The 25,354-nt window shown below is 54.7% G+C and carries 32 protein-coding genes and 1 tRNA gene; 20 read left to right on the top strand and 13 right to left on the bottom strand.

Annotated elements, in window-relative coordinates:
* The first annotated feature begins 118 nt into the window (after window positions 1–118).
* The 5 genes from aroC (at window position 119) to mtnC (ending at window position 4,349) form a co-directional block, all read left to right on the top strand.
* Entirely contained in the window at window positions 119–1,210 is a 1,092-nt protein-coding gene (gene aroC / locus ACP7BE_RS06845; protein WP_095019567.1) for a chorismate synthase, read from the top strand.
* Window positions 1,211–1,244: 34 nt separating this feature from the next.
* Window positions 1,245–2,393, top strand: coding sequence for an MFS transporter (locus ACP7BE_RS06840; RefSeq protein ID WP_095002040.1), 1,149 nt, complete (start codon window positions 1,245–1,247; stop codon window positions 2,391–2,393).
* Window positions 2,390–3,010: a methylthioribulose 1-phosphate dehydratase gene (locus ACP7BE_RS06835; protein WP_095027152.1), complete on the top strand. Its 621-nt coding sequence runs from the start codon at window positions 2,390–2,392 to the stop codon at window positions 3,008–3,010. Before ACP7BE_RS06840 ends, ACP7BE_RS06835 begins: the two co-directional genes overlap by 4 nt.
* Before the next feature lie 100 nt (window positions 3,011–3,110).
* The gene (locus tag ACP7BE_RS06830) at window positions 3,111–3,656 is read left to right on the top strand and encodes a 1,2-dihydroxy-3-keto-5-methylthiopentene dioxygenase (protein WP_095002038.1); all 546 of its coding nucleotides are present in this window, start codon (window positions 3,111–3,113) and stop codon (window positions 3,654–3,656) included.
* A gap of 9 nt (window positions 3,657–3,665) precedes the next feature.
* Window positions 3,666–4,349 (top strand): acireductone synthase, encoded by a 684-nt coding sequence (gene mtnC / locus ACP7BE_RS06825; RefSeq protein ID WP_240882309.1) that lies wholly within the window; start codon window positions 3,666–3,668, stop codon window positions 4,347–4,349.
* A gap of 83 nt (window positions 4,350–4,432) precedes the next feature.
* On the opposite strand, the gene ACP7BE_RS06820 is transcribed toward mtnC, so the two are convergent.
* Window positions 4,433–4,711, bottom strand: a complete 279-nt coding sequence (locus ACP7BE_RS06820; protein ID WP_095002036.1) for a DUF3509 domain-containing protein — start codon at window positions 4,709–4,711, stop codon at window positions 4,433–4,435.
* Between the two features lie 292 nt (window positions 4,712–5,003).
* On the opposite strand from ACP7BE_RS06820, the gene ACP7BE_RS06815 reads away from it, so the two are divergent.
* The 5 genes from ACP7BE_RS06815 (at window position 5,004) to ACP7BE_RS06795 (ending at window position 9,923) form a co-directional block, all read left to right on the top strand.
* Complete coding sequence (locus ACP7BE_RS06815; RefSeq protein ID WP_095002035.1) at window positions 5,004–5,537, top strand: ankyrin repeat domain-containing protein; 534 nt, start codon at window positions 5,004–5,006, stop codon at window positions 5,535–5,537.
* Between the two features lie 68 nt (window positions 5,538–5,605).
* Entirely contained in the window at window positions 5,606–6,136 is a 531-nt protein-coding gene (locus tag ACP7BE_RS06810; RefSeq protein WP_095019565.1) for a hypothetical protein, read from the top strand.
* Between the two features lie 84 nt (window positions 6,137–6,220).
* Complete coding sequence (locus ACP7BE_RS06805) at window positions 6,221–6,412, top strand: PLDc N-terminal domain-containing protein (protein ID WP_016781476.1); 192 nt, start codon at window positions 6,221–6,223, stop codon at window positions 6,410–6,412.
* 203 nt (window positions 6,413–6,615) lie between these two features.
* The gene (gene speE / locus ACP7BE_RS06800) at window positions 6,616–7,491 is read left to right on the top strand and encodes a polyamine aminopropyltransferase (RefSeq protein WP_095019564.1); all 876 of its coding nucleotides are present in this window, start codon (window positions 6,616–6,618) and stop codon (window positions 7,489–7,491) included.
* Window positions 7,492–7,844: 353 nt separating this feature from the next.
* Window positions 7,845–9,923: an LTA synthase family protein gene (locus tag ACP7BE_RS06795; RefSeq protein ID WP_095019563.1), complete on the top strand. Its 2,079-nt coding sequence runs from the start codon at window positions 7,845–7,847 to the stop codon at window positions 9,921–9,923.
* Window positions 9,924–9,971: 48 nt separating this feature from the next.
* Here ACP7BE_RS06795 and ACP7BE_RS06790 read toward each other — a convergent pair whose 3' ends face one another.
* Entirely contained in the window at window positions 9,972–10,130 is a 159-nt protein-coding gene (locus ACP7BE_RS06790; RefSeq protein ID WP_095002031.1) for a DUF3309 family protein, read from the bottom strand.
* Between the two features lie 201 nt (window positions 10,131–10,331).
* Here ACP7BE_RS06790 and ACP7BE_RS06785 point away from each other — a divergent pair, with 201 nt between their 5' ends.
* Both ACP7BE_RS06785 and csrA read left to right on the top strand, forming a co-directional pair.
* On the top strand, window positions 10,332–10,664 hold the full coding sequence (locus ACP7BE_RS06785) for a YnfA family protein (protein WP_426105250.1): 333 nt from the start codon (window positions 10,332–10,334) through the stop codon (window positions 10,662–10,664).
* Window positions 10,665–10,799: 135 nt separating this feature from the next.
* On the top strand, window positions 10,800–11,003 hold the full coding sequence (gene csrA / locus ACP7BE_RS06780) for a carbon storage regulator CsrA (RefSeq protein WP_095019562.1): 204 nt from the start codon (window positions 10,800–10,802) through the stop codon (window positions 11,001–11,003).
* Here csrA and ACP7BE_RS06775 read toward each other — a convergent pair.
* The 7 genes from ACP7BE_RS06775 to ACP7BE_RS06745 form a co-directional block, all read right to left on the bottom strand.
* Window positions 11,000–11,227, bottom strand: coding sequence for a YheU family protein (locus ACP7BE_RS06775; protein WP_095002028.1), 228 nt, complete (start codon window positions 11,225–11,227; stop codon window positions 11,000–11,002). The two genes, csrA and ACP7BE_RS06775, sit on opposite strands and share 4 nt — an antisense overlap.
* A gap of 45 nt (window positions 11,228–11,272) precedes the next feature.
* Window positions 11,273–12,274, bottom strand: a complete 1,002-nt coding sequence (locus tag ACP7BE_RS06770; protein WP_095021346.1) for a glycosyl transferase family protein — start codon at window positions 12,272–12,274, stop codon at window positions 11,273–11,275.
* On the bottom strand, window positions 12,271–12,606 hold the full coding sequence (locus ACP7BE_RS06765) for a TusE/DsrC/DsvC family sulfur relay protein (protein WP_095002026.1): 336 nt from the start codon (window positions 12,604–12,606) through the stop codon (window positions 12,271–12,273). The genes ACP7BE_RS06770 and ACP7BE_RS06765 overlap by 4 nt, the downstream gene beginning before the upstream one ends.
* Entirely contained in the window at window positions 12,603–12,890 is a 288-nt protein-coding gene (gene tusB, locus ACP7BE_RS06760; protein ID WP_095002025.1) for a sulfurtransferase complex subunit TusB, read from the bottom strand. The genes ACP7BE_RS06765 and tusB overlap by 4 nt, the downstream gene beginning before the upstream one ends.
* Window positions 12,890–13,252, bottom strand: coding sequence for a sulfurtransferase complex subunit TusC (gene tusC / locus ACP7BE_RS06755; RefSeq protein WP_095002024.1), 363 nt, complete (start codon window positions 13,250–13,252; stop codon window positions 12,890–12,892). Before tusC ends, tusB begins: the two co-directional genes overlap by 1 nt.
* Window position 13,253: 1 nt before the next feature.
* Complete coding sequence (gene tusD / locus ACP7BE_RS06750) at window positions 13,254–13,646, bottom strand: sulfurtransferase complex subunit TusD (RefSeq protein ID WP_095019560.1); 393 nt, start codon at window positions 13,644–13,646, stop codon at window positions 13,254–13,256.
* A 110-nt stretch (window positions 13,647–13,756) separates the two neighbouring features.
* A complete protein-coding gene (locus ACP7BE_RS06745; RefSeq protein WP_095002022.1) occupies window positions 13,757–14,428 on the bottom strand; it encodes a Bax inhibitor-1/YccA family protein in 672 nt (223 codons plus the stop codon).
* Window positions 14,429–14,552: 124 nt separating this feature from the next.
* On the opposite strand from ACP7BE_RS06745, the gene ACP7BE_RS06740 reads away from it, so the two are divergent.
* The 3 genes from ACP7BE_RS06740 (at window position 14,553) to ACP7BE_RS06730 (ending at window position 16,539) form a co-directional block, all read left to right on the top strand.
* Window positions 14,553–14,640, top strand: a tRNA-Ser gene (locus tag ACP7BE_RS06740).
* A 491-nt stretch (window positions 14,641–15,131) separates the two neighbouring features.
* Entirely contained in the window at window positions 15,132–16,133 is a 1,002-nt protein-coding gene (locus tag ACP7BE_RS06735) for a polymorphic toxin type 44 domain-containing protein (RefSeq protein WP_426105246.1), read from the top strand.
* A gap of 55 nt (window positions 16,134–16,188) precedes the next feature.
* Window positions 16,189–16,539 carry a hypothetical protein gene (locus tag ACP7BE_RS06730; protein WP_141228164.1) on the top strand — a complete coding sequence of 117 codons (351 nt, stop codon included), beginning with the start codon at window positions 16,189–16,191 and terminating at the stop codon, window positions 16,537–16,539.
* A gap of 197 nt (window positions 16,540–16,736) precedes the next feature.
* Here the strand turns inward: ACP7BE_RS06730 and ACP7BE_RS06725 are convergent, their stop codons facing one another.
* On the bottom strand, window positions 16,737–17,255 hold the full coding sequence (locus tag ACP7BE_RS06725) for a cysteine hydrolase family protein (RefSeq protein ID WP_095002020.1): 519 nt from the start codon (window positions 17,253–17,255) through the stop codon (window positions 16,737–16,739).
* 686 nt (window positions 17,256–17,941) lie between these two features.
* Here ACP7BE_RS06725 and ACP7BE_RS06720 point away from each other — a divergent pair.
* From ACP7BE_RS06720 to ACP7BE_RS06705, 4 genes are all read left to right on the top strand, one after another.
* Window positions 17,942–18,694: a hypothetical protein gene (locus ACP7BE_RS06720; protein WP_426105243.1), complete on the top strand. Its 753-nt coding sequence runs from the start codon at window positions 17,942–17,944 to the stop codon at window positions 18,692–18,694.
* Window positions 18,695–18,712: 18 nt separating this feature from the next.
* On the top strand, window positions 18,713–19,060 hold the full coding sequence (locus ACP7BE_RS06715; RefSeq protein WP_095002018.1) for a hypothetical protein: 348 nt from the start codon (window positions 18,713–18,715) through the stop codon (window positions 19,058–19,060).
* Between the two features lie 720 nt (window positions 19,061–19,780).
* Window positions 19,781–21,382, top strand: coding sequence for an ABC transporter substrate-binding protein (locus ACP7BE_RS06710; RefSeq protein ID WP_150628890.1), 1,602 nt, complete (start codon window positions 19,781–19,783; stop codon window positions 21,380–21,382).
* Between the two features lie 169 nt (window positions 21,383–21,551).
* The gene (locus ACP7BE_RS06705; RefSeq protein WP_426105241.1) at window positions 21,552–22,019 is read left to right on the top strand and encodes a hypothetical protein; all 468 of its coding nucleotides are present in this window, start codon (window positions 21,552–21,554) and stop codon (window positions 22,017–22,019) included.
* A 151-nt stretch (window positions 22,020–22,170) separates the two neighbouring features.
* Here the strand turns inward: ACP7BE_RS06705 and ACP7BE_RS06700 are convergent, their stop codons facing one another.
* The gene (locus ACP7BE_RS06700) at window positions 22,171–22,563 is read right to left on the bottom strand and encodes a cupin domain-containing protein (protein WP_150628892.1); all 393 of its coding nucleotides are present in this window, start codon (window positions 22,561–22,563) and stop codon (window positions 22,171–22,173) included.
* 623 nt (window positions 22,564–23,186) lie between these two features.
* Here ACP7BE_RS06700 and ACP7BE_RS06695 point away from each other — a divergent pair.
* Window positions 23,187–24,275, top strand: coding sequence for a YkvI family membrane protein (locus ACP7BE_RS06695; protein WP_095002014.1), 1,089 nt, complete (start codon window positions 23,187–23,189; stop codon window positions 24,273–24,275).
* A 39-nt stretch (window positions 24,276–24,314) separates the two neighbouring features.
* Here ACP7BE_RS06695 and ACP7BE_RS06690 read toward each other — a convergent pair whose 3' ends face one another.
* Window positions 24,315–24,878, bottom strand: coding sequence for a cysteine hydrolase family protein (locus ACP7BE_RS06690; RefSeq protein WP_095025815.1), 564 nt, complete (start codon window positions 24,876–24,878; stop codon window positions 24,315–24,317).
* Between the two features lie 66 nt (window positions 24,879–24,944).
* Entirely contained in the window at window positions 24,945–25,202 is a 258-nt protein-coding gene (locus ACP7BE_RS06685; protein ID WP_426105238.1) for a hypothetical protein, read from the bottom strand.
* Window positions 25,203–25,354 lie beyond the last annotated feature (152 nt).

Raw genomic sequence — 25,354 nt, 5'->3', positions numbered from 1 at the left:
CCTGCGTATACTGGCGCTTTTGGTTATCTGGGATCTGTTCAACATCTGTTGTGTTGCAACAAGACTTGAACTGATCCTGGGCTGAACTTTATCGGCTGATTTTCGCGGAGCGCCCTGCATGTCCGGCAATACCTACGGCAAGCTGTTCACTGTCACCACCGCTGGCGAAAGCCATGGTCCGGCGTTGGTCGCCATTGTTGATGGCTGCCCGCCAGGGCTGGAGCTGTCCCTTGAAGATTTGCAACGTGATCTGGATCGACGCAAGCCCGGCACCAGCCGCCACACCACCCAGCGTCAGGAGGCCGACGAAGTTGAAATCCTCTCCGGGGTGTTTGAAGGCCGCACCACTGGCTGCGCCATTGGCCTGCTGATCCGTAACACTGACCAGAAGTCCAAGGATTACTCGGCGATCAAGGATCTGTTCCGCCCGGCCCACGCTGATTACACCTATCACCACAAGTACGGCGAGCGCGATTACCGCGGCGGCGGGCGCAGTTCGGCGCGTGAAACGGCCATGCGTGTGGCCGCCGGTGCCATCGCGAAAAAGTACCTGGCCACCCAAGGCATCGTGATTCGCGGTTATATGAGCCAGCTGGGCCCGATTGAAATCCCGTTCAAGACCTGGGACTCGGTTGAACAAAACGCCTTTTTCAGCCCTGACCCGGACAAAGTGCCGGAGCTTGAGGCCTATATGGATCAACTGCGCCGTGACCAGGACTCGGTTGGCGCCAAAATCACCGTGGTCGCCGAAGGCGTGATCCCGGGGTTGGGCGAGCCGATTTTCGACCGTCTGGATGCCGAGCTGGCCCATGCGCTGATGAGCATTAATGCCGTAAAAGGTATTGAAATCGGCGCCGGTTTTGCCAGTGTTGCCCAGCGCGGCACCGAGCATCGCGACGAGATGACCCCTGAAGGTTTCCTGAGCAACAACGCCGGCGGCATCCTGGGCGGTATTTCGTCTGGCCAGCCGATCGTTGCCCACCTGGCGCTCAAGCCAACCTCGAGCATCACCACCCCGGGCCGCTCGATCGATGTGCATGGCAATCCGGTGGACGTGATTACCAAGGGTCGTCATGACCCGTGCGTGGGTATCCGTGCCACGCCGATTGCCGAAGCCATGATGGCCATTGTGCTGATGGATCACCTGTTGCGTCATCGCGGCCAGAACGCCGACGTACGCGTCAGCACGCCCGTACTGGGCCAGTTGTAATGCAAGGATTGTTGAGCGTCACGGTCTGACGGCCGTGGCGACACTTCCTTACTGGCGTCTGTCAGGCTTCTATCTTTTCTATTTCGCCTTGCTGGGTGCCACAGCGCCGTTTCTGGCGCTGTACTTCAATCACCTGGGGTTTTCCAGTGCGCGTATTGGCGAACTGGTGGCCATCCCGATGCTGATGCGCTGCGTTGCGCCCAACCTGTGGGGCTGGTTGGGGGACTACAGCGGTCAGCGTCTGCTGATCGTGCGTCTGGGTGCGCTCTGCACCTTGTGCAGTTTTGCCCTGATCTTTGTCAGCCAGAGCTATGCCTGGCTGGCGCTGGTGATGGCGCTGCATGCGTTCTTCTGGCATGCGGTGTTGCCGCAGTTTGAAGTCATTACCTTTGCCCACTTGCGTGAGCAGCCTGAGCGTTACAGTCAGATTCGTTTGTGGGGCTCGATCGGTTTTATCCTTACCGTGGTGATCCTGGGCCGCCTGTTCGAATGGCTGAGCCTGGATATCTACCCGGTGGCGCTGCTCGTGATCATGGCTGGCATTGTGCTGTGCAGCCTGTGGGTGCCCAATGCGCAGCCCTCCAGCCTGGGCCGCAAGCAGGTGGAAGGCGGGTTCTTGAAGCAACTGTTCAGCCCGGGCGTGCTGGCGTTCTATGCCTGTGTGGCGCTGATGCAAATGAGCCACGGCCCGTACTACACATTTCTGACTCTGCATCTGGAACACCTCGGCTATAGCCGTGGTGTGATCGGCTTGCTCTGGGCCCTGGGAGTGGTGGCCGAAGTGCTGATGTTTTTGGCCATGCGCCGTATCCTGCTGAAATTTTCCGTGCGCCGGGTGCTGATGTTCAGTTTTATCCTCGCTGCCTTGCGCTGGCTGTTGCTGGGGTCTTTTGCCGAGCACCTGTGGGTGTTGCTGTTGGCGCAGCTGCTGCACGCCGCCACCTTTGGCAGTTTTCATGCCTCGGCCATGACCTTTGTGCAACGCAGTTTCGGTCCCGGCCAGCAAGGCCAGGGCCAGGCCCTGTACGCCACGCTGGCCGGTATCGGTGGCGCCGTGGGGGCGCTGTACTCCGGTTACAGCTGGAACACCCTGGGCCCCGCTTTCACCTTTAGTATGGCGAGCGTCGCAGCGCTGGCTGCAGCCGTTATCATTGCCACCCGACTGCAAGAGGACAGGCCATGAGCCTTACCCGTGAACACCTGAGCCTGGAAATCATTGAAGCCGGGCGCTTTTTATATGCGCGTGGCTGGTCACCGGCTACCAGCAGCAACTATTCCACCCGGCTGTCGGCCAGCCAGGCGCTGCTGACGGTGTCGGGCAAGCACAAGGGCCAGCTGGGACCTGATGATGTGCTTGCCACTGACCTGGCAGGCAACAGCCTGGAACCAGGCAAGAAACCCTCCGCTGAAACCCTGCTGCATACCCAGTTGTACAGCTGGCGCCCCGAAATTGGCGCGGTGCTGCACACCCATTCGGTCAATGCCACGGTGCTGTCGCGCCTGACGCCGGGCGACAGCATTGAATTTGAAGACTACGAACTGCAAAAGGCTTTCAGTGGCGTCTCGACCCATGAGTCCAGGGTGCTGGTGCCGATTTTTGACAATGATCAAGACATCGCGCGGCTGGCGGCCAAGGTTCAGCCATGGCTTGAAGCCCACCCGGACTGTGTGGGCTATCTGATTCGCGGGCATGGCCTTTACACGTGGGGCGCGCGCATGAGCGACGCCTTGCGCCAGATCGAAGCCTTCGAGTTTTTGTTTGAATGCGAACTGAAAGCTCGCGCAATACTCAATCGTTAACGCTGACTTCACCGTGAAGAAGCTCACACCCTGATTTGAACGGTCTGCCTGAACGGCCTGTAAAAGCCGAATGCGCGCCGAAGCCGAGGAACCACGCCCCATGAGCAGTTTGTCCGTTTATCACGTATCGAGCCCGGAACTCCCCAACAAGGTGCTCACCCATTTTGATGATATCGCTTCAACACTGGCCGAGCAGGGCGTGCGCTTTGACCGCTGGCAGGCCGCCACGCAGATCCAGCCGGGGGCCAGTCAGGATGAAGTGATCAACGCCTATCGCGTGCAGATTGACCGGCTGATGAGCGAGGGTGGTTATGTCACCGTGGACGTGATCAGTCTCAACAGCGATCACCCGCAAAAAGCCGAATTGCGCGCCAAATTCCTCGACGAGCACCGCCATGGCGAAGATGAAGTGCGTTTTTTCGTCGCCGGTCGTGGGTTGTTTACGCTACATATTGGCGACTATGTGTATGCGGTGTTGTGCGAAAAGAACGATCTAATTTCTGTACCCGCAGGCACGCCGCACTGGTTCGACATGGGTGAGCATCCGCATTTTGTCGCCATCCGCCTGTTCAACAACCCGGAAGGCTGGGTTGCCAACTTTACCGGCGAAGACATCGCTGAACGCTTCCCGCGCCTCGAAGACTAAGGATCTCCCATGCCGATCAAAGCCATCCTGACCGATATCGAAGGCACCACCAGCGCTGTCAGCTTCGTATTTGACGTGTTGTTTCCGTATGCGGCCAAACACCTGCCCGGGTTTGTGCGCGAGCATGCCGAAGACCCTGAAGTGGCCATGCAGCTGGGCGCAGTACGCCTGGATAGCGGCGAGCCTGAGGCCGATGTCGAACGGGTCATCGAGATCCTCCAGCAATGGCTGGCCGAAGACCGCAAGGCCACACCACTCAAGGCCTTGCAAGGGATGATCTGGAAGCAGGGATACGCCGCGGGTGAGCTTAAGGGCCATGTTTACCCGGACGCGGTCGAAGCGCTGCGCGAGTGGCATGCCAAAGGGTATGACCTGTATGTCTACTCGTCAGGCTCGATACAGGCGCAAAAGCTGATTTTTGGCTGTTCCGAGGCGGGTGACCTGACGCCACTGTTCAGTGGCTACTTTGACACCACCTCCGGGCCCAAGCGTGAGGCGCAATCCTATCGCCACATTACCGAGGCCATAGGCTGCCCGGCCGGGAAGATCCTGTTTTTGTCGGATATCGTTGAAGAACTCGATGCTGCACAGGCGGCCGGCATGCTGACCTGCGGCCTGGCCCGTGAGGGTGGGGAACTGGCGGGACATAAAACCGTGAGCAGTTTTGCCGAGATTGATCCTGCCGCAGTTTGAATAACACTGCTGTGGGAGTGAGCCTGCTCGCTCCCACAGTCATGCCGTTATCTATCGCGGACTGCTTTGCACTACCCTTGGGTTCAGCGGGTGTGATAGGTCGGCAGGGCAAAACGATGCTGGCTTTGCAGCAGCGAAATGGTCGGCAATTCACTGGCAGTGCCTGCCAGGTCACGACGAATCGCGCTGATGGCCCAGGTCAGTTCCTCGGCGGTATGCAGTTGCGTGTAAGAAAGTGTGCGCTGGGTCTGTTTGCCTTCGTTATCACACAATGTCAGCAGCACGCCGCCATCCGGGCGGGGTTTTACGGTGACAGTGTGGTTGGAGAACAACGATGCGAATTTTTCCTGGATCAGGCTCATATGTTCAGCTCCATTAGCGCTTGAATGCTTGTATGGAGTAGAGATTGCAGTGATTGTGCCACTATTCTTTTTTTAAAAAACCCATATAAATCAACGGCTTATAATTTATGCAAAAAGCATTTGTCGTGCATTTTGCATGAGTGGCCATCGTGCATCCTGCATTTTGCCCAGTCGGTATCAGGCTCAGACAGCTGATTGATTGTTCCTATGGGTGCATTGAGCAAAAAAGGGGTGACACCGTGTCTGCGTCTCAGGAAACTAGGTTTTTTTTGTAGCCAGGGTGGAACCTTACATGTCAGAGAACAAGCCAGCAGACCAGAGCCGCCAGATGACCCCGGAAGAGGCCGCCGACTTTGCCGAGCAGGTGTTCAACAAGGCACGGGATGGTGATGCTGCAATGCTGGCAGCCTTGCTGAGCAAGGGCTTGCCGGCCAATTTGCGCAACCACAAGGGCGATACCCTGTTGATGCTGGCCAGCTATCACGGCCACGTTGAAGCGGTGAAGGTGCTGCTTGAGCACAATGCCGACCCCGAGATCCGCAATGACAATGGCCAGAGCCCGATTGCAGGTGCTGCCTTCAAGGGCGACCTGGAAATGGTCAAGACCCTGGTTGAAGGTGGCGCACAAGTTGAAGGCGCATCATTTGATGGCCGTACAGCGCTGATGATGGCCGCCATGTTCAATCGTGGGGAAATCATCGATTACCTGATCAGCAAGGGCGCCGATCCAAAAGCCAAGGACGCCAATGGCATCACCGCCCTGGATGCCGCCAGGACCATGGGCGCAGCCGAAACCGTGGCGCAACTTGAGAAGCTGTTGGGCTGATCGCCCCTTGAAGGGCGCAATTGATATATCCTGCGCGCCCTTAATTTTCCTTGTGACAGGCCTCGCCCATGAAAACCACTCTCGTTGAACTCATCAGCAAAATCAGCTCTGGGTGCATGGGCGACGACGAAATCGCCTCCATCGCGGACGAGGCGGCTCAAGCCTACGCCGATCAGGCAGCATTTCTGCTTGCCAACCCGGACATCAACTACGACGACAGCTTCCCGATCCCGCTGGGTGAATGGGTTGTGGTGGGCAGCTTGCCGGAAACGGTGTTGTTCCAGGCCGATACCTGGATGGACCTGTTTGCCCAGATCGTCGCCTCTTTCGGTCCTGATGTAGCGTTCAATATCAAGCCAAAGCAATTGGCCAAGACCGAAGCGCTGACCGCGCTCAACCGCATCCAGATCCAGATGGGCAGCATGAGCCCGGAGCAGGGCGGTTATGTGCTGGTCAATCTGAGCCAGCCGCTGGACGACGAAATCCAGGTGGTGCTGGTTTACGGCAATGACGTGCCGCGCGTGCTGGAACTGTGTGCCGAAGTCGGCATCGCCGCTGCGCCATCGCTGGAAGCCCTCAAGGTTGCCGTCCACGTCTGAAACCCTGGCTGCTGCAATAAAAAACGGAACCCTGGCCGCGGGTGACTATCCTATGAGCACAAGTACTCACTCGGGAGCGTCATCATGGGTTCAACGTTTAATGGTCTGATCGGTCTGATTATTCTGGCCCTGGATATCTGGGCCATCATCAACGTAATCAAAAGCGGCGCCGGGACGGGCGCGAAAGTGCTTTGGGTGCTGCTGATTCTGTTCCTGCCGGTACTGGGGCTGGTGATTTGGGCCATCGCCGGGCCGCGGGGCAATGTGCGTATTTGAGCTGCTTGCCAGCGGGCAGCGACGGTAAATCGTGGTTGCCCGCTTAGATTGTCGGCGTCAAGGTTCGACCTGTCATGTTCCTCGACGTAGAATGCGCGCCTTTCTTGGGCAGTTGGACCCGTGTCGCGATAGCGGTATGAGGTTTGGCTGTCGATCATGGGCGGGTGACCGTCCGTTGCCACCAGCATTCAAGGGGACTACCCATGGCCGAATCGCTTGACAACCACTATCTCGAAACCCTTTACGAAGGCTATGGCCAACGCTTTCGCATGGACAAGCTGCTCCATGAAGTGCGAACCGATCACCAGCATCTGGTGATCTTCGAAAACCCGGTCATGGGCCGCGTAATGGCTCTGGACGGCGTGATCCAGACCACCGAAGCGGATGAGTTCATCTACCACGAAATGCTTACCCATGTGCCGATCCTGGCCCACGGTGCGGTCAAGCGCGTGCTGATCATTGGCGGTGGTGATGGCGGCATGTTGCGCGAAGTCACCAAGCACATTGGCATTGAGCACATCACCATGGTCGAGATCGACGGCACCGTGGTGGACATGTGCAAAGAGTTCCTGCCCAACCACTCCAAGGGTGCGTACGACGATCCACGCCTGAACCTGGTGATCGACGACGGCATGCGTTTTGTCGCCACTACCGAAGAAAAATTCGACGTGATCATCTCGGATTCCACCGACCCGATCGGGCCGGGCGAAGTGCTGTTCTCCGAGAACTTCTACCAGGCTTGCCACCGTTGCCTGAATGAAGGGGGTGTACTGGTCACCCAGAACGGCACGCCATTTATGCAGTTGCAGGAAGTGCAGACCACCGCCGGGCGCATGCGCAGCCTGTTTGCTGACTGGCATTTCTACCAGGCTGCCGTGCCTACCTATATCGGCGGCTCCATGACCTTCGCCTGGGGTTCGACTGATGCGAGCTATCGCAAGTTGCCGCTTGAGACCCTGCGTCAACGTTTTGCCGGTAGCGGTATCGTGACCCGCTACTACAATCCGGAAGTTCATATCGGTGCTTTCGCCTTGCCGCAATATGTTCTGCAGGCTATCAACAAGCCAAGCAACGACTGAGGCTGTGCAGTAGCAAGGCAGGGCGTCAGTTGTAGAACTGTGGGAGCGGGCTTGCCCGCGATGCAGGCGACGCGGTTTAAAGTTGGACCGCGTTGCTGCAATCGCGAACAAGCCCGCTCCCACAGGGAATGAGCGCCCTTTCTTATGTTTCAACATGTGCTCTGCACGAAATTTTCACGGTATCTTTAAGACAATTCGCACGCAAAATTTTGCCTGTCTACTCGTAAACGCCTCAGTTCAGGCGTTTCTGGTGGGTTTCGGGCCAAAATCTGTGTAATTAAAGAGCGATGCACCCGTGGCAAGCCACCGGTGATAAAGCCACTTCAACTTGAACCAATGGGTCCTAAAACGACATGGCAAACCCGGACGCCCCAAGCCAACAGCACGCGGCCACGCGTGTGTTGCAACCGACCGTCAAATCGCATCTGGCGTTTACGCTGCTCTGTGCCTTGATCATGATGGTGATGTTCACCCTGTTGCGGGTGGCATTGCTGGTTTACAACCGGGAAATGATCCTCGACACCCCGGCATCGACGTTCCTTGAAGCCTTCGGCAACGGTCTGCGCTTTGACGCCCGGATTGTCGTGTACTTCAGTATTCCGCTGCTGCTGGCGGTGCTCAGTGTCAAGGCCATGGCCATGCGCGGTGTGCTGCGTTTCTGGCTGACTGCAGCATCCAGCCTGGCGCTGTTTTTGGGCCTGATGGAGATGGACTTCTACCGTGAGTTCCATCAGCGTCTTAACGGTCTGGTTTTCCAGTATGTGAAGGAAGACCCGAAAACCGTGATGAGCATGCTTTGGTATGGCTTCCCGGTGGTGCGTTACCTGCTGTCCTGGGCTGTCGGCACTGTCATTTTGTACTTTGCCTTCCGCGGCGCCGACCGCGTGACCCGTTCCAGCGCTACCCGCGCGGCTGCTGGCACTTCGCGTGCGGTGGCGCCCTGGTACGGCCGTGCAGCGGTATTTGTCGTGCTGCTGCTGGTGTGTGTGGTCCTGGCCCGTGGCACATTGCGTCAGGGTCCTCCGCTGCGTTGGGGTGATGCCTACACAACCGACTCCAACTTCGCCAATCAGTTGGGGCTCAACGGCTCTCTGTCATTGATTGCCGCTGCGAAAAGCCGCTTCGGTGACGATCGCACCAATATCTGGAAGGCTACCCTTGAGCAGCCCGTAGCGACGCAGACCGTGCGCGACATGCTGCTGACTGAAAATGACAAGCTGGTTGATCCTGATACCGCTCCTGTGCGTCGCGATACCACGCCGCCTGCGGAAAAAACCCTGCCTATCAAGAACGTCGTCGTAATCCTGATGGAAAGCTTCGCCGGTCACTCGGTGGGTGCGCTGGGTCGTCCGGGCAATATCACCCCGTACTTCGATGAGCTGTCCAAGCAAGGCTTGCTGTTCGAGCGCTTCTTCTCCAATGGCACCCATACCCACCAAGGCATGTTTGCCACCATGGCGTGCTTCCCGAACCTGCCGGGTTTTGAATACCTGATGCAGACCCCGGAAGGCAGCCACAAGCTGTCCGGCTTGCCGGAACTGCTCAGCGCCCGCAAGTTCGATGACGTGTATGTCTACAACGGCGACTTTGCCTGGGACAACCAGTCTGGTTTCTTCAGTAATCAGGGCATGACCACTTTTGTAGGTCGTAACGATTTCGTTGACCCGGTGTTCTCTGATCCTACCTGGGGTGTGTCCGACCAGGACATGTTCAACCGCGGCCTGGAAGAGCTGAAAAAGCGTGAAGGCAAAGAACCTTTCTATGCGCTGCTGCAAACCCTGTCCAACCACACGCCGTATGCCTTGCCTACGCCATTGCCGGTCGAGCCGGTAACCGATCGCGGTTCGCTCAACGAGCATTTGACGGCGATGCGTTATTCCGACTGGGCGCTGGGGCAGTTCTTCGAAAAAGCGCGCAAAGAACCCTACTTCAAGGAAACCCTGTTTGTGATCGTGGGCGACCACGGTTTCGGTAACGAGCAGCAGATTTCCGAGATGGATCTGGGGCGTTTCAACGTGCCGTTGCTGCTGATCGGTCCTGGCATCCAGGAGAAGTTTGGTACACGCACTGATATCGTGGGCACTCAGGTCGACATCGTGCCAACCATCATGGGGCGTCTGGGTGGTGAGTTCCGTCAGCAATGCTGGGGCCGTGACCTGCTGACTCTGCCTGAGGGTGACAAAGGCAGTGGTGTGATCAAGCCGTCTGGCAGTGACCAGACCGTGGCGATCATCAGTGACGACCACTTGCTGGTGCAGCCTAAAGACATGCCGGCCAAGGTTTGGCAGTACAAATTGGGTGCCAACCCTGAAGCGACAGTGGTCACTGACTCGCCTGAAGCGACCGAGCTGAAGAAAAAGCTCGAATCCTTCCTGCAGACCGCGACCAAGAGCCTGCTGGACAACACCGCAGGTGTGGCTGATCCGAAATAATCAGCCAGTTAAATAAAAAAGAGGCCTCAGGGCCTCTTTTTTATTGGGTCAAATCTTGCCGAGCAACAGTAATATCAACAGTACAACCAGTACGGTACCGATAATCCCTGAGGGGCCATAGCCCCAGCTTTTGGAGTGCGGAAACACAGGTAATCCGCCGATTAACAGCAGAATCAGGACGATCAGAAGAATTGTGGTCATGAGCATTTCCTTTTTGTGGTGTTCCGCCAACGTTCAGTTTTACGGGGCGCCGCTTCAGGAACAAGGATGGGCAGTGCTTATAAAATCCGACTCTCCTGCTCGATGAATAATTCAACTTTTTTCATGCCGTACTCAAAAACAGTTCTGCCTTGATCGGTGGCAGGTGCGCAGGTAGGGTGGCGCGCTGCCCACCTGGAAACACTGCACATGCTCAATTACGTTTGTTTTTTTTTGGCTGCCCTGTTTGAAATTGCAGGCTGCTACGGGTTCTGGATGTGGCTTCGTCAGGGCAAAAGTGCATGGTGGGCTTTGCCCGCCATTCTGAGCCTGGTGCTGTTTGCCCTGCTGCTGACCAAGGTTGAGGCAGCCTATGCCGGGCGGGCCTATGCGGCCTATGGCGGGATTTACATCGTGACATCCATTGCCTGGCTGGCAGTGGTGGAACGTATCCGGCCACTGGGCTCAGATTGGCTCGGGGTAGGACTGTGCGTGATTGGCGCGACCATCATCTTGCTGGGACCGCGTTTTACCCCCTCGTAAAGGGAAAATTCCGTAGGGAGTACGTAGGAATAAGCCTTGTATGCAGTAGGTTGTAACTGAATTAACTTGTAAGTATTGAAGCCGGTTTTTATGCCGTGCAGTCTTTGTGGCTCCCCACCCTTGAGGATGAGAGCCATGCAGATACTGAGTCGAACCGTCGGAGAGCATTTTTCAATCGGGGAAGATATAACGCTGTTTGTCATCGCCGTTAACGGCAACAACGTGCGCCTGGGGATTGAAGCTCCCAGGCATATCAGCGTGCATCGCTCGGAAATTTATGAGCGGATAAAAAACCAGCCCGTCGGGCAGCAGGCAACCGGATCTTCGGCCAAGGTTTAATCAAAAAATTCCTTCGGTACCGCGTGCCTGGGCATCAGTTGGCATTGCTGGCTTTCCAGATCGAAGAAAATTACTGCCTGGCCTTTGCTCAATGCATGTCGAACCCGCAGTACACGGGTTTCCTGGGGAGTGTCATCGCCGTTGTCCGTGCCGTCGCGACTCACAAAGTCCTCGATCAGGCGGGTGAGGGTGTCAGGTTCAAGCTGGTCGTAGGGGATAAGCATCTTGGGCTCTCGTAAGCAAGCGTGTTGAGGTGGTTGGCCTTGGGCTTAAATCGCCTTGTTGCGGTTGTCCCAGTAATGCTGAGCCAGTTCAAAAGCTTGCGCCCGGGGTGTGCCCAGACCGCGCAATGCCAGGGCCATGGTCGACAGCAAGGCCAGTTGCGGGTAGCTGTCCTGGACTTCTCCACGCCACAATGCCTTGAGGTGTTCAGGGTCTAGTGACGCTGGTTTGACATGGCGCTGTGAAGACAGTGCTGGCCATTCTTCATCCCAGTCAACACCAGCTGTAGTGCCGTAAAGATGGCTTGCGCTATCGGGGTTGATTTCGACTTCGCCGCCATCACCCTTGACCACAATACTGGTGTCACCCAGCAAGCCGCTGGCTTCGCGATGCACGCTTTGATAGCCCGGATGGAAGATGCTTTGCAGGCCGCAGCGCGCACCCAGCGGGTTGAGTATGCGAGCCAATGAATGAATCGGCGAGCGCAGCCCGAGGGTGTTGCGCAGATCGATCATGCGTTGCAATTGTGGCGCCCAGTCCTGCAGCGGCATAAAGGCCGGATTCCCCGCATCCAGGGCCTCGTTGACACTTTGCCAGTTGCGACACAGTGGAATGGCCAGCGCGTCGAGAAGCTGCTCGCTGTACATTCGGCCCGCGGTATGGGCGCCGCCGCCATGCATGAAAATGCGTACACCGTGCTGTGCCAGGCACTTGGCTGCCAGCAAGTACCAGGGCAGGTGGCGTTTTTTACCGGCGTAAGTCGGCCAGTCAATGTCGACCTTGATCGCGGGAGGTGTCAGTCGCTCCCTGACGGCCTCGGTAAAGCCGGCCATTTCCTCTGCGCTTTCTTCTTTATGCCGCAGCAACATGAGGAAGGCGCCCAGTTGCGTGTCTTCTGCCTTGTCGTCAAGCAGCATGCCCATGGCTTCGCGGGCTTCTTCCCGAGTCAGGTTGCGGGCACCCCGTTTGCCTTTGCCCAGGATGCGTACAAATTGCGCAAAAGGGTGTTCGGCGGGAGTTTCAAGTGTCAGCGCAGCGGGAGTGTTCATAGGCAATTGGTCGGTTTGGGCAGGCCCGCCAGCTTGGCGGCGAGTTTGGCAGGGGTGCCGTTAAACAGTCGGTTGAGATGCAGGCTATTGCCCTTTTCTGGACCCAATTTGAGTGCCGTGTACTTGATCAGAGGGCGAGTGGCAGGCGATAGCTCGAACTCCTGATAAAAGCTGCGCAACAACTCGAGGATTTCCCAGTGTTCGGCGCTCAACTCAATACCTGCCTGCGCCGCCAGTGCCTGAGCAACATCAGCGGACCAGTCGTTGAGATCGAGCAGATAACCGTCCTTGTCCAGCTCGATATTTTTACCGTTGAGGGTGAGCGTATTCATAGCCAGCTGTTGACCTTGTCGTAACGAATCGACAGCTCGACGAAAGCCGGGTAATCAACGCAGGCCGCCCATGGCGGACATTCCAGGTTGCGTGCCTGCAAGTCCTCTTCAAGGATAAATACGGTTTTTCCAGTCAGGGCTGTGAGAGCAGTGCCTTGAAGCTGCAGGGCATACACCGCGTCGCCACAGAGCAAAAGGGCATCGTCGCTGCCTAACACGCGAAGACAGCTGCTCAGGCGTATGTCAGAAAATGGTGAGTGGCTCACAACATGTAGAGTCGACATCAGAGGGTGATCACTTGGTCATAACGGTCAATAAGAGCGCGGACAGCTTCAGTCGACAAGGGCTGCACATCAATTGCCGCAAGCCCCTCGGTTGAGATGCCGCGTTCGTCAAGGCTGTGGTTGCAGGCAAACAGATCGTCAACGCCGAACATGGACAGGGCCTGCAGATTGGCCGTTAGATTCTTCTGCTGGATGGCTGCGGCATTTTGAGTCGCCAGCAGCTGAAAAATACCGTCATCCATAAACAGCAGAGCAATCGGCAAATCAAATGCACCGCCTGCCAGCACGATATCCAGTGCTTCTTTGGCGCCGGGCCCCGACCACGGTGCCTGACGGCTGATAATCAATAGCGACTTGGGCATTTCAAGGTCCCCCGAAACAGATCAATCGATCGGCCGATTGAATGGCATCGTGCAATTGGCCCAGTCCGGACAACTCCCAGGGTGCATGAACATTGACCCCGGGGCGCTGATAGCGTGCGGACTCGTCTTCATTGAGTACACCGCGGCGCAAGGCAGCGGCAATACAGACCACACCATCGAGTTGGTGCTGGCTGACAAAAGTTGCCCATTGTTGCGCAAGGTCCTGCTCGTCTTGCGGCGTGACGATATTGCTCGAGGCAATATGAACACCGTCCTGATAGAAGAACAAACGGACAATTTCATGGCCGCCTGCCAGCGCTGCCTCGGCAAAGCGCAAGGCTCGACGGGAGGAGGGGGCATGGGCCGCTGAATAAAGGGCAATGGCGAATTTCATGGTGGGCTCTGTCGGCAAATCTGGGGCAATGATAAAGCCAGATGCCCAAAGATGCTTGTGGCAGACAACAAAAAGCCCGCCGAAGCGGGCTTTTGTATAGCGGTTGTTGATCAGTCGTCGCGGCTCATGATGCCGAAAATTTGCAGCAGGCTGATAAACAGGTTGTAGATCGATACATACAGGCTGATGGTAGCCATGATGTAGTTGCGCTCGCCGCCATGAATGATGGCGCTGGTCTGGAACAGAATGCAGACCGACGAGAACAGTACAAAACCGGCGCTGATAGCCAACTGCAGGCCGCTGATCTGGAAGAAGAAGCTCGCCAGCGTAGCGCCCAGCAGCACAAAGAAGCCGGCAGTGATGAAACCGCCGAGGAAGCTCATGTCCTTGCGAGTGATCAATACATAGGCAGACAGGCCGCCAAATACCAGAGCCGTCATGGCAAAGGCAGAACTGACCACCTCGGCGCCGCCCTGCATGCCCAGGTAACGGTTGAGAATAGGGCCCAGCAAGAAGCCCATGAAACCGGTGAGGGCAAAGGCAGAAACCAGGCCCCATGCCGAATCACGCAGCTTGTTGGTCAAGAAGAACAGGCCGTAGAACCCGATCAGCACAACGAAAATATTGGGATAGCCGACCCGCAGCTGCTGCGAGACATAAGCCATCACACCGCTGAAAGCCAGGGTGAGGGCCAGCAAACCGTACGTATTGCGCAGGACGCGGCTAACCTCTAGCTGCTCGGCCTGCACGCTGCTATTAACTGCGTAATCCTGTTCGCGCATGGCGATACTCCTGTGTTTAGAAATGTTAAGTAGCAAAGATCATAGCAGAGGCTCTGAAACAAGCGATCAAGAGAGTTTGACAACGTGTTTCATTCAGGTATTATGGCGCCCGAAACAACGTATAGGAGGTGTGGCCGAGTGGTTTAAGGCAACGGTCTTGAAAACCGTCGACTGTAACAGGTCCATGAGTTCGAATCCCATCGCCTCCGCCATATTGCTACACCGCAGAGCCCGCCTTTTGGCGGGCTTTGTCGTTTCTGGGGGGTGGGGAAGGGCGCTGCACCGAGCTCGTCGTTTTCGCATAGCCTCAGACCGTGTCCGCATCTGGGGCAATTTTAGAGCCCGATCCAGCGTTTTTAACGCCTGTGTTTGAGTCGGAGGGAAAGTGCTTTTTAGCTGTGCACTTTTCGCCGATTTAACAGGTAGCTTTCACAATTTTCACAACCCGTATGTAAACAGTCGCCGCTACCTGCATACCCGTGTACCTCACCTGCTTTCGTTTTGCCTACGAAAGCAAAGTATTCAATATACTTGAGAGCCGTTATTGTCATGAACTCATGAAGGCGCCATTTCGTATTATGCGTACCAAAAACCTCGTCACTAAAATTTCGGTCTGAACATATGTTGTGACTTTATAAATTTGTATGAGTAGGGAGTTCGATAAATAATATAAAGTCTGGATTGATTCATAAGGAGTATGAATATGCCATTAGAGCTTGGTCCGATATCTGTTGTGGGGAGAATAATAGACTTCTCCATTCTTGGTACATCGAGAGAGTCTATGATGCCAGATTATATGCATGATATAATCGGTCTATTGATAAGGGCGCTTGAGAATGTAACTCAATGGATTTTTGATAATGCATATAGATTTGATATGCAGCACAAAGATAATATTGCGGCCATAGATTTTGAGATTGACCAGGAAATCAAGGGTGCAGGTGGGCTAAATATGCCTATGGATGTATTCACGTCAAGCAAAATAATCACAAGAGAGAAAAATATCCTGGTAACACTATATATGGCTAAAGAGAATGAGGCTGATAGAAAGGTTAAGGCTTCTAAAGGTTCTGGGGACGGCAGTGATGTACAAGCTTCAAAGGGACCAAGTGCGGGGAGTTTTACTCAGGCCGGGAAGATGAGGGTCATAGTTAATACACCTAAACTTCTTGATTGGGCACAGAGGTATGAATTTGCCAGGTTGTCTGAGGTCTATTCAGAAACGGCCCGACGCTTGAAAGAAAAGCAGCAGAAATTGGCTCTCATAGAGGTGGCTAAAGCGACAAATCTGCGCGATGCGAAAGAGCAAGCCAGACATAAACAGTATCCTAGCGCTCCACCCGGCGTCTCTTTAGATGAGAACCTAGAATTTGCGAAAAGCCAAAAAGCATACTTTAGTATTAAGGGTAGAGGTTTTTTGCTCAGCTGGTTTTACACCCAAGTCAGAAACAAGGGCGAGTGGGATTACAAAAAAGGCCAGTCTCAGTATGAGAGCTTCGGCAATTTTAATTATGGTGCTGTTGGTACGGCAGCTGGGATTTCTGAAGCGGTACTTTTAAGAGCAGCTGGTGCTGCACAGTCCTTAGCTGGGACTTCTCAGGCAGAATTCGATAAATGGTGGTCAGAGGCTCCTTGCGGCGATGATCCTGTTGATCAAGTATGGATTAAAGCAGGAATAGATTATGCGAAGTCGAAGGGGTATTAAATGGATTTTTTGGAGTTTGTTTGCTGTTTGTCTTGTGCAGGCTTTGTACATATACATGTCTGCTCCAGGCAGGCCTGATCCTGTCAAGATTACTTCAGTTACAAATGTTGGCCATGGCGGGGCCATCTATGAGGTCTTATATGATTCTGGTGGCGCTACGGTGCCATTGGTCTATAGGTATTTCCTGATGAATCTTCAACCTGGCGATGAAGAAGCGCTTCAGAAAGCAAAGAAGACCGCCCCATTCCTTGTTACAAAAAGCTCTGCAGCTGTTCGCGAGGTTTTAGATGATCGGGTCAAACTAAAAGTTGATGGGGTTATTTATGAGTTTCACAATATCTCATTGTTTAAAGTTGATGGTGAGATCAATGTCGTGAAATTCGATCTTGATTCAACTGCCCCATAGATTTTTAGTTGAAAAAACACCAGCCTAGAAAAAAAATACTCCCGCATAGCATGTGGCCTACAGGCCACGTGCTGTATTTCTCCATAGAGGTCTTGAAAGCAGCCGGCCTCGACAGGTATTAGCGCTCGATTTTTACCTCTGTGCCTCATTGTTTTAGCAACAGATCAGCCTGGATCAGCCCGATCTGTCGACCGAGACTAAAACCCCCAGTCCTCAGCGTTGATGACACGACAGAATGGCCCCGCCAGGGTTGCATTGTGATGAGCGATAATCTGCTGTGCCTTCAACGCAGGGGTGTCACTGCAGGTATGGCCATCGGCAATCAGTACTGCGTCGAACCCAAGGTCTCGTGCCGCGCGGCAGGTGCTGTCGACACAATATTGGGTTTTCATGCCCGTGATGACCACACCCTCAACACCAAGAGCCTGTAGCTGGTCGGCCAGGTTTGTCCTGGCAAAGGCGTTGGGGCGGTTTTTCTCGAAAATCACTTCGCTGCCCTGTAGCACCAGTTCCGGTATCAGTTGGGTCAACGGGCTTCCCGGTTCAATCGGTGAACCGGTAGGGCCGACATGACGGGCGAGAAAGACCGGGGCACCTGCGCTCCGGGCTTTATCCAGCAACGTGTTCAATGTGTCCAACAGGGCCTCGCCAGCCCATGGCTTGTCCGGGCCATGCACCAATCCTACCTGCATATCAAGAATCAACAGTGCATACATGGGGCTTTTCCTTGCGTTTTGGCCAGTGACACAAGGGCAAAAGAAAAGGCCCTTACCATCACTGGCGGGCCTTTGAAGTTCGTGCGTTATGGACTCACGATACCTCTCACGACCCGCCTTCGGCGGTCGTGGTATTCGTGGTCAAGGCAACTCGTAATTGATTCATGGAGCTGACAGTAGCTGCGTATCAGCGGGTTGGCAAGCAGGAGCAGGAAGCGTCATGACTTCGAGCTGGCCAGCCATATACCCATATGCTTCTTGGAAGCCGCGGCCAATCAAACTTAGACTAAAGGTCGTCCAGCGCAACCTACACGCGCTGTGGTGATACGAGATGTTGTTGGTGGGAGCCTCGTCTTCTTGGGTATGAGCACAAGGCAAAAGGGTAGTTTGCCGCGGTCATCGACGTACTGCGGTGTCTTGAGCTTGAGTTCCAGCACGCACAGTCTGTGCTTTAAATTAAATATTGAACGTAGCCCTGCTACTTTAACGAAACAGTCATAGAGATTCTGTACGCCGAGGTGCTGCGTGGGGGGGTAATTAAAAGTATGGGGTCAGTCATGCAATATTTTGAGTTTATTATGGTTCTGTGGGGGCTCATAATGAATAGCGGGTAATTTGTTTTTCGGTAATATTAATTAAGTGCGTGTGCTTTGCAGGCATTTCTTTAATTATCGGGGGGCGGGATCATGAAGACGCTGGGGGTTTTGCTATGGGTTTTTGTGACAGTTATATTAAAGGCTCCTTATTCATGGGCCGAGCCACCAGGTACGGTATGGCGAATGGATACCCGGCCGGAACAGCTGATATTTCACGCTGGTTTCCAGGCCTGGGGTAGTAACTTTAATGTTCATGACCATGTGACCGGCGAGTCATGCGTCAACAGGCAACAGGGGCAGCGAGATTCAGGCTTTGTCTCAACCGCGGCAAACTTTCAGTTCATTCGCACTGCCGCAGCTGCCAGGGCTTTTGCCCAACCCGGTCAGCGTATTTATCTTTATCGCGTCAGGCCGGACAGCAACTTCTTCAATGCCGAGGCCTCATTGCGGACATTGCATGACAACAACCCGCAAGTCCCGATCACCCCCTTGAACTACCATCCCTCACGGGCAGCCAATGAATATATAACGCCGACCCTCATTCCTACTCAAAATATCAGGGATGTGGAGTCCTATATTGTTGTCGACGGTGAGTTGCAAGTTTCAACTGCTCAGGTTAACCCCCGTTATGTGGCCGATAATACCCGAGCCACGAACAGGCCCTATTTCAACGGTGAAGCCCCACGAGAAAGAAGGTCTACCTGGTTGGGCATGATCCCGATGGTCGGGGCGTGCCTGGCTGCGTCGCGTTCGGATCTGAAGCAAGATATTCCAGCAATAATGTTTACCCTGGAGTCTGTTTATAACAGCAGTACCTCCATTATTAACCATGATGAGCTATAAACGTTGAGGAGTATGAGCATGCGTCTTGCAGCCTTGTTGTTGGTGTTGAGTGTCAATGCTTTTGCCGAAGAGCCTGGCTTGATGGGTGTGAGTCGGGATATAAAGTGCGCGCAGGGCACGGTGAAGCAAATACATATAGGGGCAGGTAACTACGACAGCGGCAATGGGATCAGCGTAATGTTAACTTCGACCGGAACGCGCTGGTGGGCAGTTCATGGGGAGCGCAATCTGAATGATCCCACAGGTTATGCACTGCTTAATATGCTGTCCCTGTCGAAGCTGACAGGCCAGCAAGTGTCTCTTCTGGATGAATCCGGCGGCGGATGTAATTACTTTACGGGTGTGGTCTTGACAAATATGTATTAAGTTTCGATGGGTCACTATTCAAGTGGGTGCGGCACACTTGCAGAATAAAGGTGTTTGTTGTCTGCACTTTGCCGCGCCCGCTGTTAATTGTGTCCTGTACGATTTGCGATACAGAACACTCAGCGCCATCGCTAAGCAGTGGCCTGTGCGGCGTCTGTTTAAAGTATGCAGGGGGATACAAGGGCTGGTATTGGCATGTTCAGGTCTAAGCGGTCATGAGGGTGTGCAGCCCGATGGTGGATTATTCAGAGGAATTCCTACGCTTGAAAGTGCACGACTGAAACAGTTCGAGGGGTTTATTTATTACAAGCCACCCGCCTCGCCGGCGGTGTGATTTAGGGTGTCCATAGAGCCCGACTTGACCAAGCGCATGCTCAACCAATGATCAGCCTGATCGCGCTGAAAGCCTGTGGCAAGGAAGCATCAGGCACGAAATAAAATACGGGGCCAAAAGCCGGGTGCGCCAACTTCCCGCCCACTCAAGGCTCCTGTGCTGTACATACAGCGAAATGAGCCTGGCCGCTGTTTTTTCGGGGCTGGAGGTGTCCAGGGCGCTGAGGCGACTCTATCGCCCTTGATTTCGAAGTTCTGCAGGCGTGTATGCCGTCCGTTCTCCAATAATTCAGGTTTCCGCTATCTGATGTTCGGCAACGACGTTAATCTCGGTGGGTGCCGGTTTCGTCTAGGCGCATATTTATGTCTGCAACTTCAAGGGTCTCCATGGATAGAATCGCCTTCAAACCGCTCCTTCTCGTCGCCGGCCTCCTGGCGTTCATGCCAATGGCCCACGCCGCCAGCACGCTGGTTTACTGCTCCGAAGCCAGCCCCGCCGGCTTTGACCCCAGCCAGTACACCAGCGGTACCGATTTTGATGCCTCCGCCGAAACCGTATTCAACCGCCTGATCCAGTTCAAACGGGGTAGTACTGAAGTCGAACCTGGCCTGGCCACCCGCTGGGATGTCTCCAATGAGGGCCTGACCTACACCTTCCACCTGCGCGATGGCGTCAAGTTCCATACCACCGATTTCTTCACCCCGACCCGGAATTTCAACGCGGATGACGTGTTGTTTACTTTCGATCGCCTGCTGGATGCCCAGAGTCCGTTCCGCAAGGCTTACCCGTCCGAATCGCCCTATTTCACCGATATGGGCTTGAACACCACGATCAAGAGCGTCGACAAGCTCGACGACCGAACCGTGCGTTTCAACCTCAATAACGTTGATGCCGCCTTTGTGCAAAACCTGGCCATGAGCTTCGCCTCGGTGCAGTCCGCCGAATACGGAGCCCAACTGCTCAAGCAGGGCAAGGCTGAAGAGATCAATCAGAAACCGGTGGGCACCGGGCCGTTTGTGTTCAAGCGCTATCAGAAGGACTCGCAGATTCGTTACGTCGGCAACAAACAGTACTGGAAGCCCGAGGATGTGAAACTCGACAACCTGGTTTTTGCCATCACCCCTGACGCGGCGTCGCGCCTGCAGAAACTCAAAGCCGGGGAGTGCCAGGTCAGCGGTTACCCGCGACCGGCGGATATCGAAGTGATGAAGCAGGATCCCAACTTGCGAGTGCTGCAGCAAGCCGGGTTCAACCTGGGGTTTCTGGCTTACAACGTGACACATTCGCCGCTGGACCAACTCAAGGTGCGTCAGGCCCTGGACATGGCCATCGACAAGCCGGCAATCATCAAGGCCGTGTACCAGAGCGCAGGGCAATTGGCGCAGAACGCCTTGCCACCTGCGCAGTGGTCTTATGACCCGACAATCAAGGATGCCCCCTACGACCCGGTCAAGGCCCGGCAGCTTTTAAAAGAAGCTGGGGTTGCACCAGGGACCACTATCAACCTGTGGGCGATGACCGTTCAACGCGCCTCCAACCCGAACGCGCGTATGTCGGCACAAATCATCCAGCAGGATTGGGCCAAGGTCGGCATCAAGGCCAATATCGTTAGCTACGAGTGGGGCGAGTACATCAAGCGCGCCAAGAACGGCGAGCACGACGTGATGATTTACGGCTGGACGGGCGACAACGGCGACCCGGATAACTGGCTCGGCGTGCTCTACAGCTGCGCGGCGGTCAAGGGCAGCAACTACGCCAAATGGTGCAACCCAGACTATGACAAGCTGGTGCAGCAAGCCAAGCTCAGCAGCGACCGCGAACAACGCATCAAGTTGTATCAAGAGGCGCAGAAGATCCTCAAGGAGCAAGTTCCGATTACACCCATTGCGAACTCGACGGTTTTCCAGCCCCTGCGCAAGGAAGTGACTGATTTCAAAATCAGCCCCTTTGGGCTGACACCGTTCTACGGGGTGAGCCTGGATAAGTAACAGCAAGCCCCAACTGAGTGCACCAGAAGCCCGGGATGGTTTTTGGTGCGCTCGCGGCACCGAAATAACCTCGCTATAGACGTAAATAGGCCAAAGTCTTAAGCAAGGTATGCACTGAAATAATGCGTTTGCTGCCGAACTTGAATATGCCGAACTTACAGGCGCTTCTTTGATAGAGACCAAGGCGCATGTTGGTTTGCTATGCGTACAAAGTTTGCAAGGTTCTGTGGATAACCCCCGCCTTCTGGGTGACGAGCTGTCCCATCGAAACGTCATCATGTATGCGGCTGTTGTGTGTGAGCGGCTCTGGATGCAGTTTGGAACCTGGTTGAACCATGAGCGAAGCCTTTATTTATGTGCGTTGACTTTTAACCGGTTCGGGCAGTGGCAGAGTGCTCTGGATAGTGCTGGCAAGGCACTGGTCATTATCGAATCGAACGGGGTGGAGGAGGTGGACAGGGCATTCTTGCTGCTTCAAGTGTCTAAAGCTTGCCAAGGGCTGGGCAATAGAGGAAGCGCTGATGAGGCACTCCATGCTGCAGACCGGATTGCTCAGGGTTTCGACTCGCAACTGAGTCGTTGGTTTTTGGATGTGCGTTCCAAGTTAAAGGTCGCGGACTTTGTGCCTGCTGATTGAAACTGATTAAACATCAGGGGGTCATCAATGAGAGTACGGATCCATTGTAATGTCTTCAGTGACCATGCCAAAAGAAGCAGTATATCCTCCCCCTGATTTACCTCATGTTAGCCATGCAAGATGCTGCCCGGTGTGATGCGCAGTCGCTGGATCAGGGTGCAGGGACAGAAAAGCTCTTGCCTTTTTCCACTACCCAGGTGGCAAGAACGGTAGCGCCCTGTGGGCCCGCTTTGCTGATGTGGGGTTCGTGCGCCAGGTGTTGAAAACTGTCACCGGCCTTTATTCGCTTTTCAGGCTGCCCATCCATTGTAATGATGACCTCGCCTTCAAGCACATAGGCGACTTCTGGTCCTGTATGCATGTGGCGAGCCTTGACTTCGTTCGGGGCGAGTACTGCTTTTTGCAAGCCCATTTGATAGTGGGTATCAGGCATGTCGATTCGTTGTAACACGTCAGACTTTGCGGGTGTTGGCATGTCTGCGATGGCAGCTCCCGCCCAGAGGACGGCACTCAATATAAATATGGCTGGGGGCGTGCCTTTCATTATTTGATCTCCGGTTTATGACGCTTGATTGGCTGTGCGAGTCAGACGTTTTTTAGGTGTTCATGTTTTAAGTCTTTCGCGTAAAAACAATAGATTTTTGGGCTCGCTAAGGTATGTAGTTTTTTTCTGTTACTTGCGTGGTTCATTTCTTTTCATATTTGTGCGAAATTTAATGTGTGTCATGTTTTTTTAGTGTGTCGTTATTATGTTGTTCGTTCATTCCATCATTTTCTTGTGGTCATTGGCGGTTCCCGGGGCTGTACGCGGGGGCGTGCAAAAATGCGCAGAGGCCAGCACAGAAATAAGCTAAGTGACTGATTTATAAAAACAAGCATGTATCTAAATGTTTCTGATGGTTTTGCGGTCAATAATGTCGCTTGCGAGATAATTGATAGGGTAAAACCTCTCCAGCATGACGTTTTAGCTGAATTTTGTTGTGTATATGGTGAAATTACCTGCGCAACACTTCCTATACTGCCCGCGGTGTCTACGTACCTGTACAGTTCAGCCAATCACGATGAGTGATCGAGCTGCTATGGCGATAGCCACCCTGCGTAAATGAGGTGGTGTCCGCGTCGTCTTGTTTCCTGCACCTAATAAGTCTAAGAATGAGAAAAAGTGTAATGAATAAACAGTCGATCCAGATTGCGCTTGCGTACATGTCCGTAGTTATAGGTGGTGGCTTTGCCTCCGGGCAGGAGGTGCTGCAGTTTTTCACCGGCTATGGGCTTATCGGTATCCTGGGCACCCTGGTAAGCGGTTTGATGTTTGCCTTCCTCGGTATGCAGATCGCCCGCATGAGTTCGAAGATGCAGGCCAACTCGCACAAGGAAGTACTCTACGCCCTGTTCGGCGCACGTCTGGGCTGGGTCGTCGATGTGGTGCTGTCATTCTTCCTCTATGGGGTCGGTGTGGTGATGCTGGCCGGTAGCGGTTCGATTTTTGCCCAGCAGTACGATCTGCCCCCATTGTTTGGCGGTGTATTGATGACCGTGCTGGTGATCGCCACGCTGTGCATGAACGTCAAGCGCATCATTGATCTGATCAGCGCAGTCATGCCTTTTCTGCTGGCGATGGTGCTAATCATCACGACCTACTCGATTTTCAGCTACAACGCTCCAATCGAGACCCTGGATGCTGTAGCGCGTGAAAACAACGAGACGGTCACTGGCAACTGGTTTGTCGGCGCCTTGCTCTACGCTTCGTTCAATATCGCGGTAGGTTTCCCGATGCTGGCAGTGATCGGTGGCATGACCAAACAACCCAAGGCGGCGGCTCTCGGCGGTGTGCTTGGCGGGCTTGGTTTGGGCGCCCTGATCCTGTTGTTGAACATCGGCCTGTTTGCCAACATCAACCAGCTGCAGGGTATTGAAATGCCGTCCCTGGCACTGGCCGGGCGCATCTCGCCACTGCTCTCGGTGGTGATGTCCATCGCACTGGTGTGCATGGTCTACAGCACTGCGGTTGGGATGTTCTTTGCCTTCAGTGCACGCTTTGCCAAGCCGGAATCGGGCCGTTTCAAGTTGTTTAGTGCAGTGACCGTTTGTGTCGGCCTGGCTTTGAGCCTGGGTGGTTTCAGCAAGTTGGTGGGCACCGTGTATCCGCTGCTGGGCTACGTCGGCTTTGCGCTGATCCTCGCCATTTGCTTTAGCTGGCTGCGCAGTCGCTCGCTGGCCAAGGCAGAAAAAACCGCGCTGGACGCGGTCTCCTGACCCCGGCTGCCGCCGAACGCCAGTTCGGCGGCTTCCTTCCTAGCTCTGCTGTTCAAGTATCTGGTTGACGTCCCGGACCCTGGCGTAATCCATTGCCATGCTGGCAAGCGACAGTGCATGTACATCCTCGGCAGGCCACAGGCGTCCATTCAGGTCTATCTGATCGAATGTATAGCAGGCATCCGATCCCACAATCACATCGAACCCCAGGCAACCTGCTGAGCGAACCGTGCTCTCTACGGAATTATTGGTGATCACGCCGACGATGACCAACTGCTCAATCCCGCGCGTGCGCAACCAGCGTTCCAGGCCTGTGTTGGTAAATGCATCGGGTACGTTCTTTTCAACCACGTGCTCACTATCGAGCGGGGCCAGCCCCTCCTGAAACTCGCAGCCAGGCTGGCCGGGCCAGAATACCGAGGCAGGCGATCGGGATATATGCCGGACATGGACTACCGGACGCTGTACATGCCGCCAGGTTTCCAGCAGGCGCTGTACGTTGAGCTCGGTGTGCGGGTTGTTTCTGCGACCAAGCCCGGGAAGGCTTATCCCTTTTTGCATATCGATGATGATCAGTGCCGCATCGGATTTGATCAGGGGCATGGCCGTTCCTCTGGCTGGGGATAGGGAGCACCATGCTAAGTCTATTGCGCCGGGGTCACCAGATGGCTACAGGTCTTTATCCTGCCTCAGGGTTTGCGGTTCGCCGTGGCTGATCATCCATTTCAGCAAAGCCCTCACCGGCACTGTATGGGTGCTCTCGACCCACTGAACACCTTCATGGCTGTAATGCTCGATATAGCGGCTGAGTACCAGCGTGTCGCGATCGCTCGACAGGCGCAGGCTTGTTTCGCGACAGTGCAGGGCGGCGTTGGCACGCTTTACCAGTCGCTGCTCCAGGATCATGGCCGGGTTTTCGCAAGGCATGGGTACACGCGTTCTTGGCAGGAAAGAGGTCTGATCCTCGCATTCGCGGTTTGCCTGGATATGTCTGCTTTTTTGCCTGGCCGCAACTTTGTTACCAAGTTGAAATATATGACGCAGCGGGACGAATAGTTTTAGATGGAAGCCTTTACATA

This window comes from Pseudomonas sp. TWR1-1-3 (assembly GCF_049896805.1).
Lineage (GTDB): Bacteria > Pseudomonadota > Gammaproteobacteria > Pseudomonadales > Pseudomonadaceae > Aquipseudomonas > Aquipseudomonas bubulae.
Note: the sequence above shows the minus strand (reverse complement) of the source record. Positions and strands in the feature narration are given on the sequence as shown.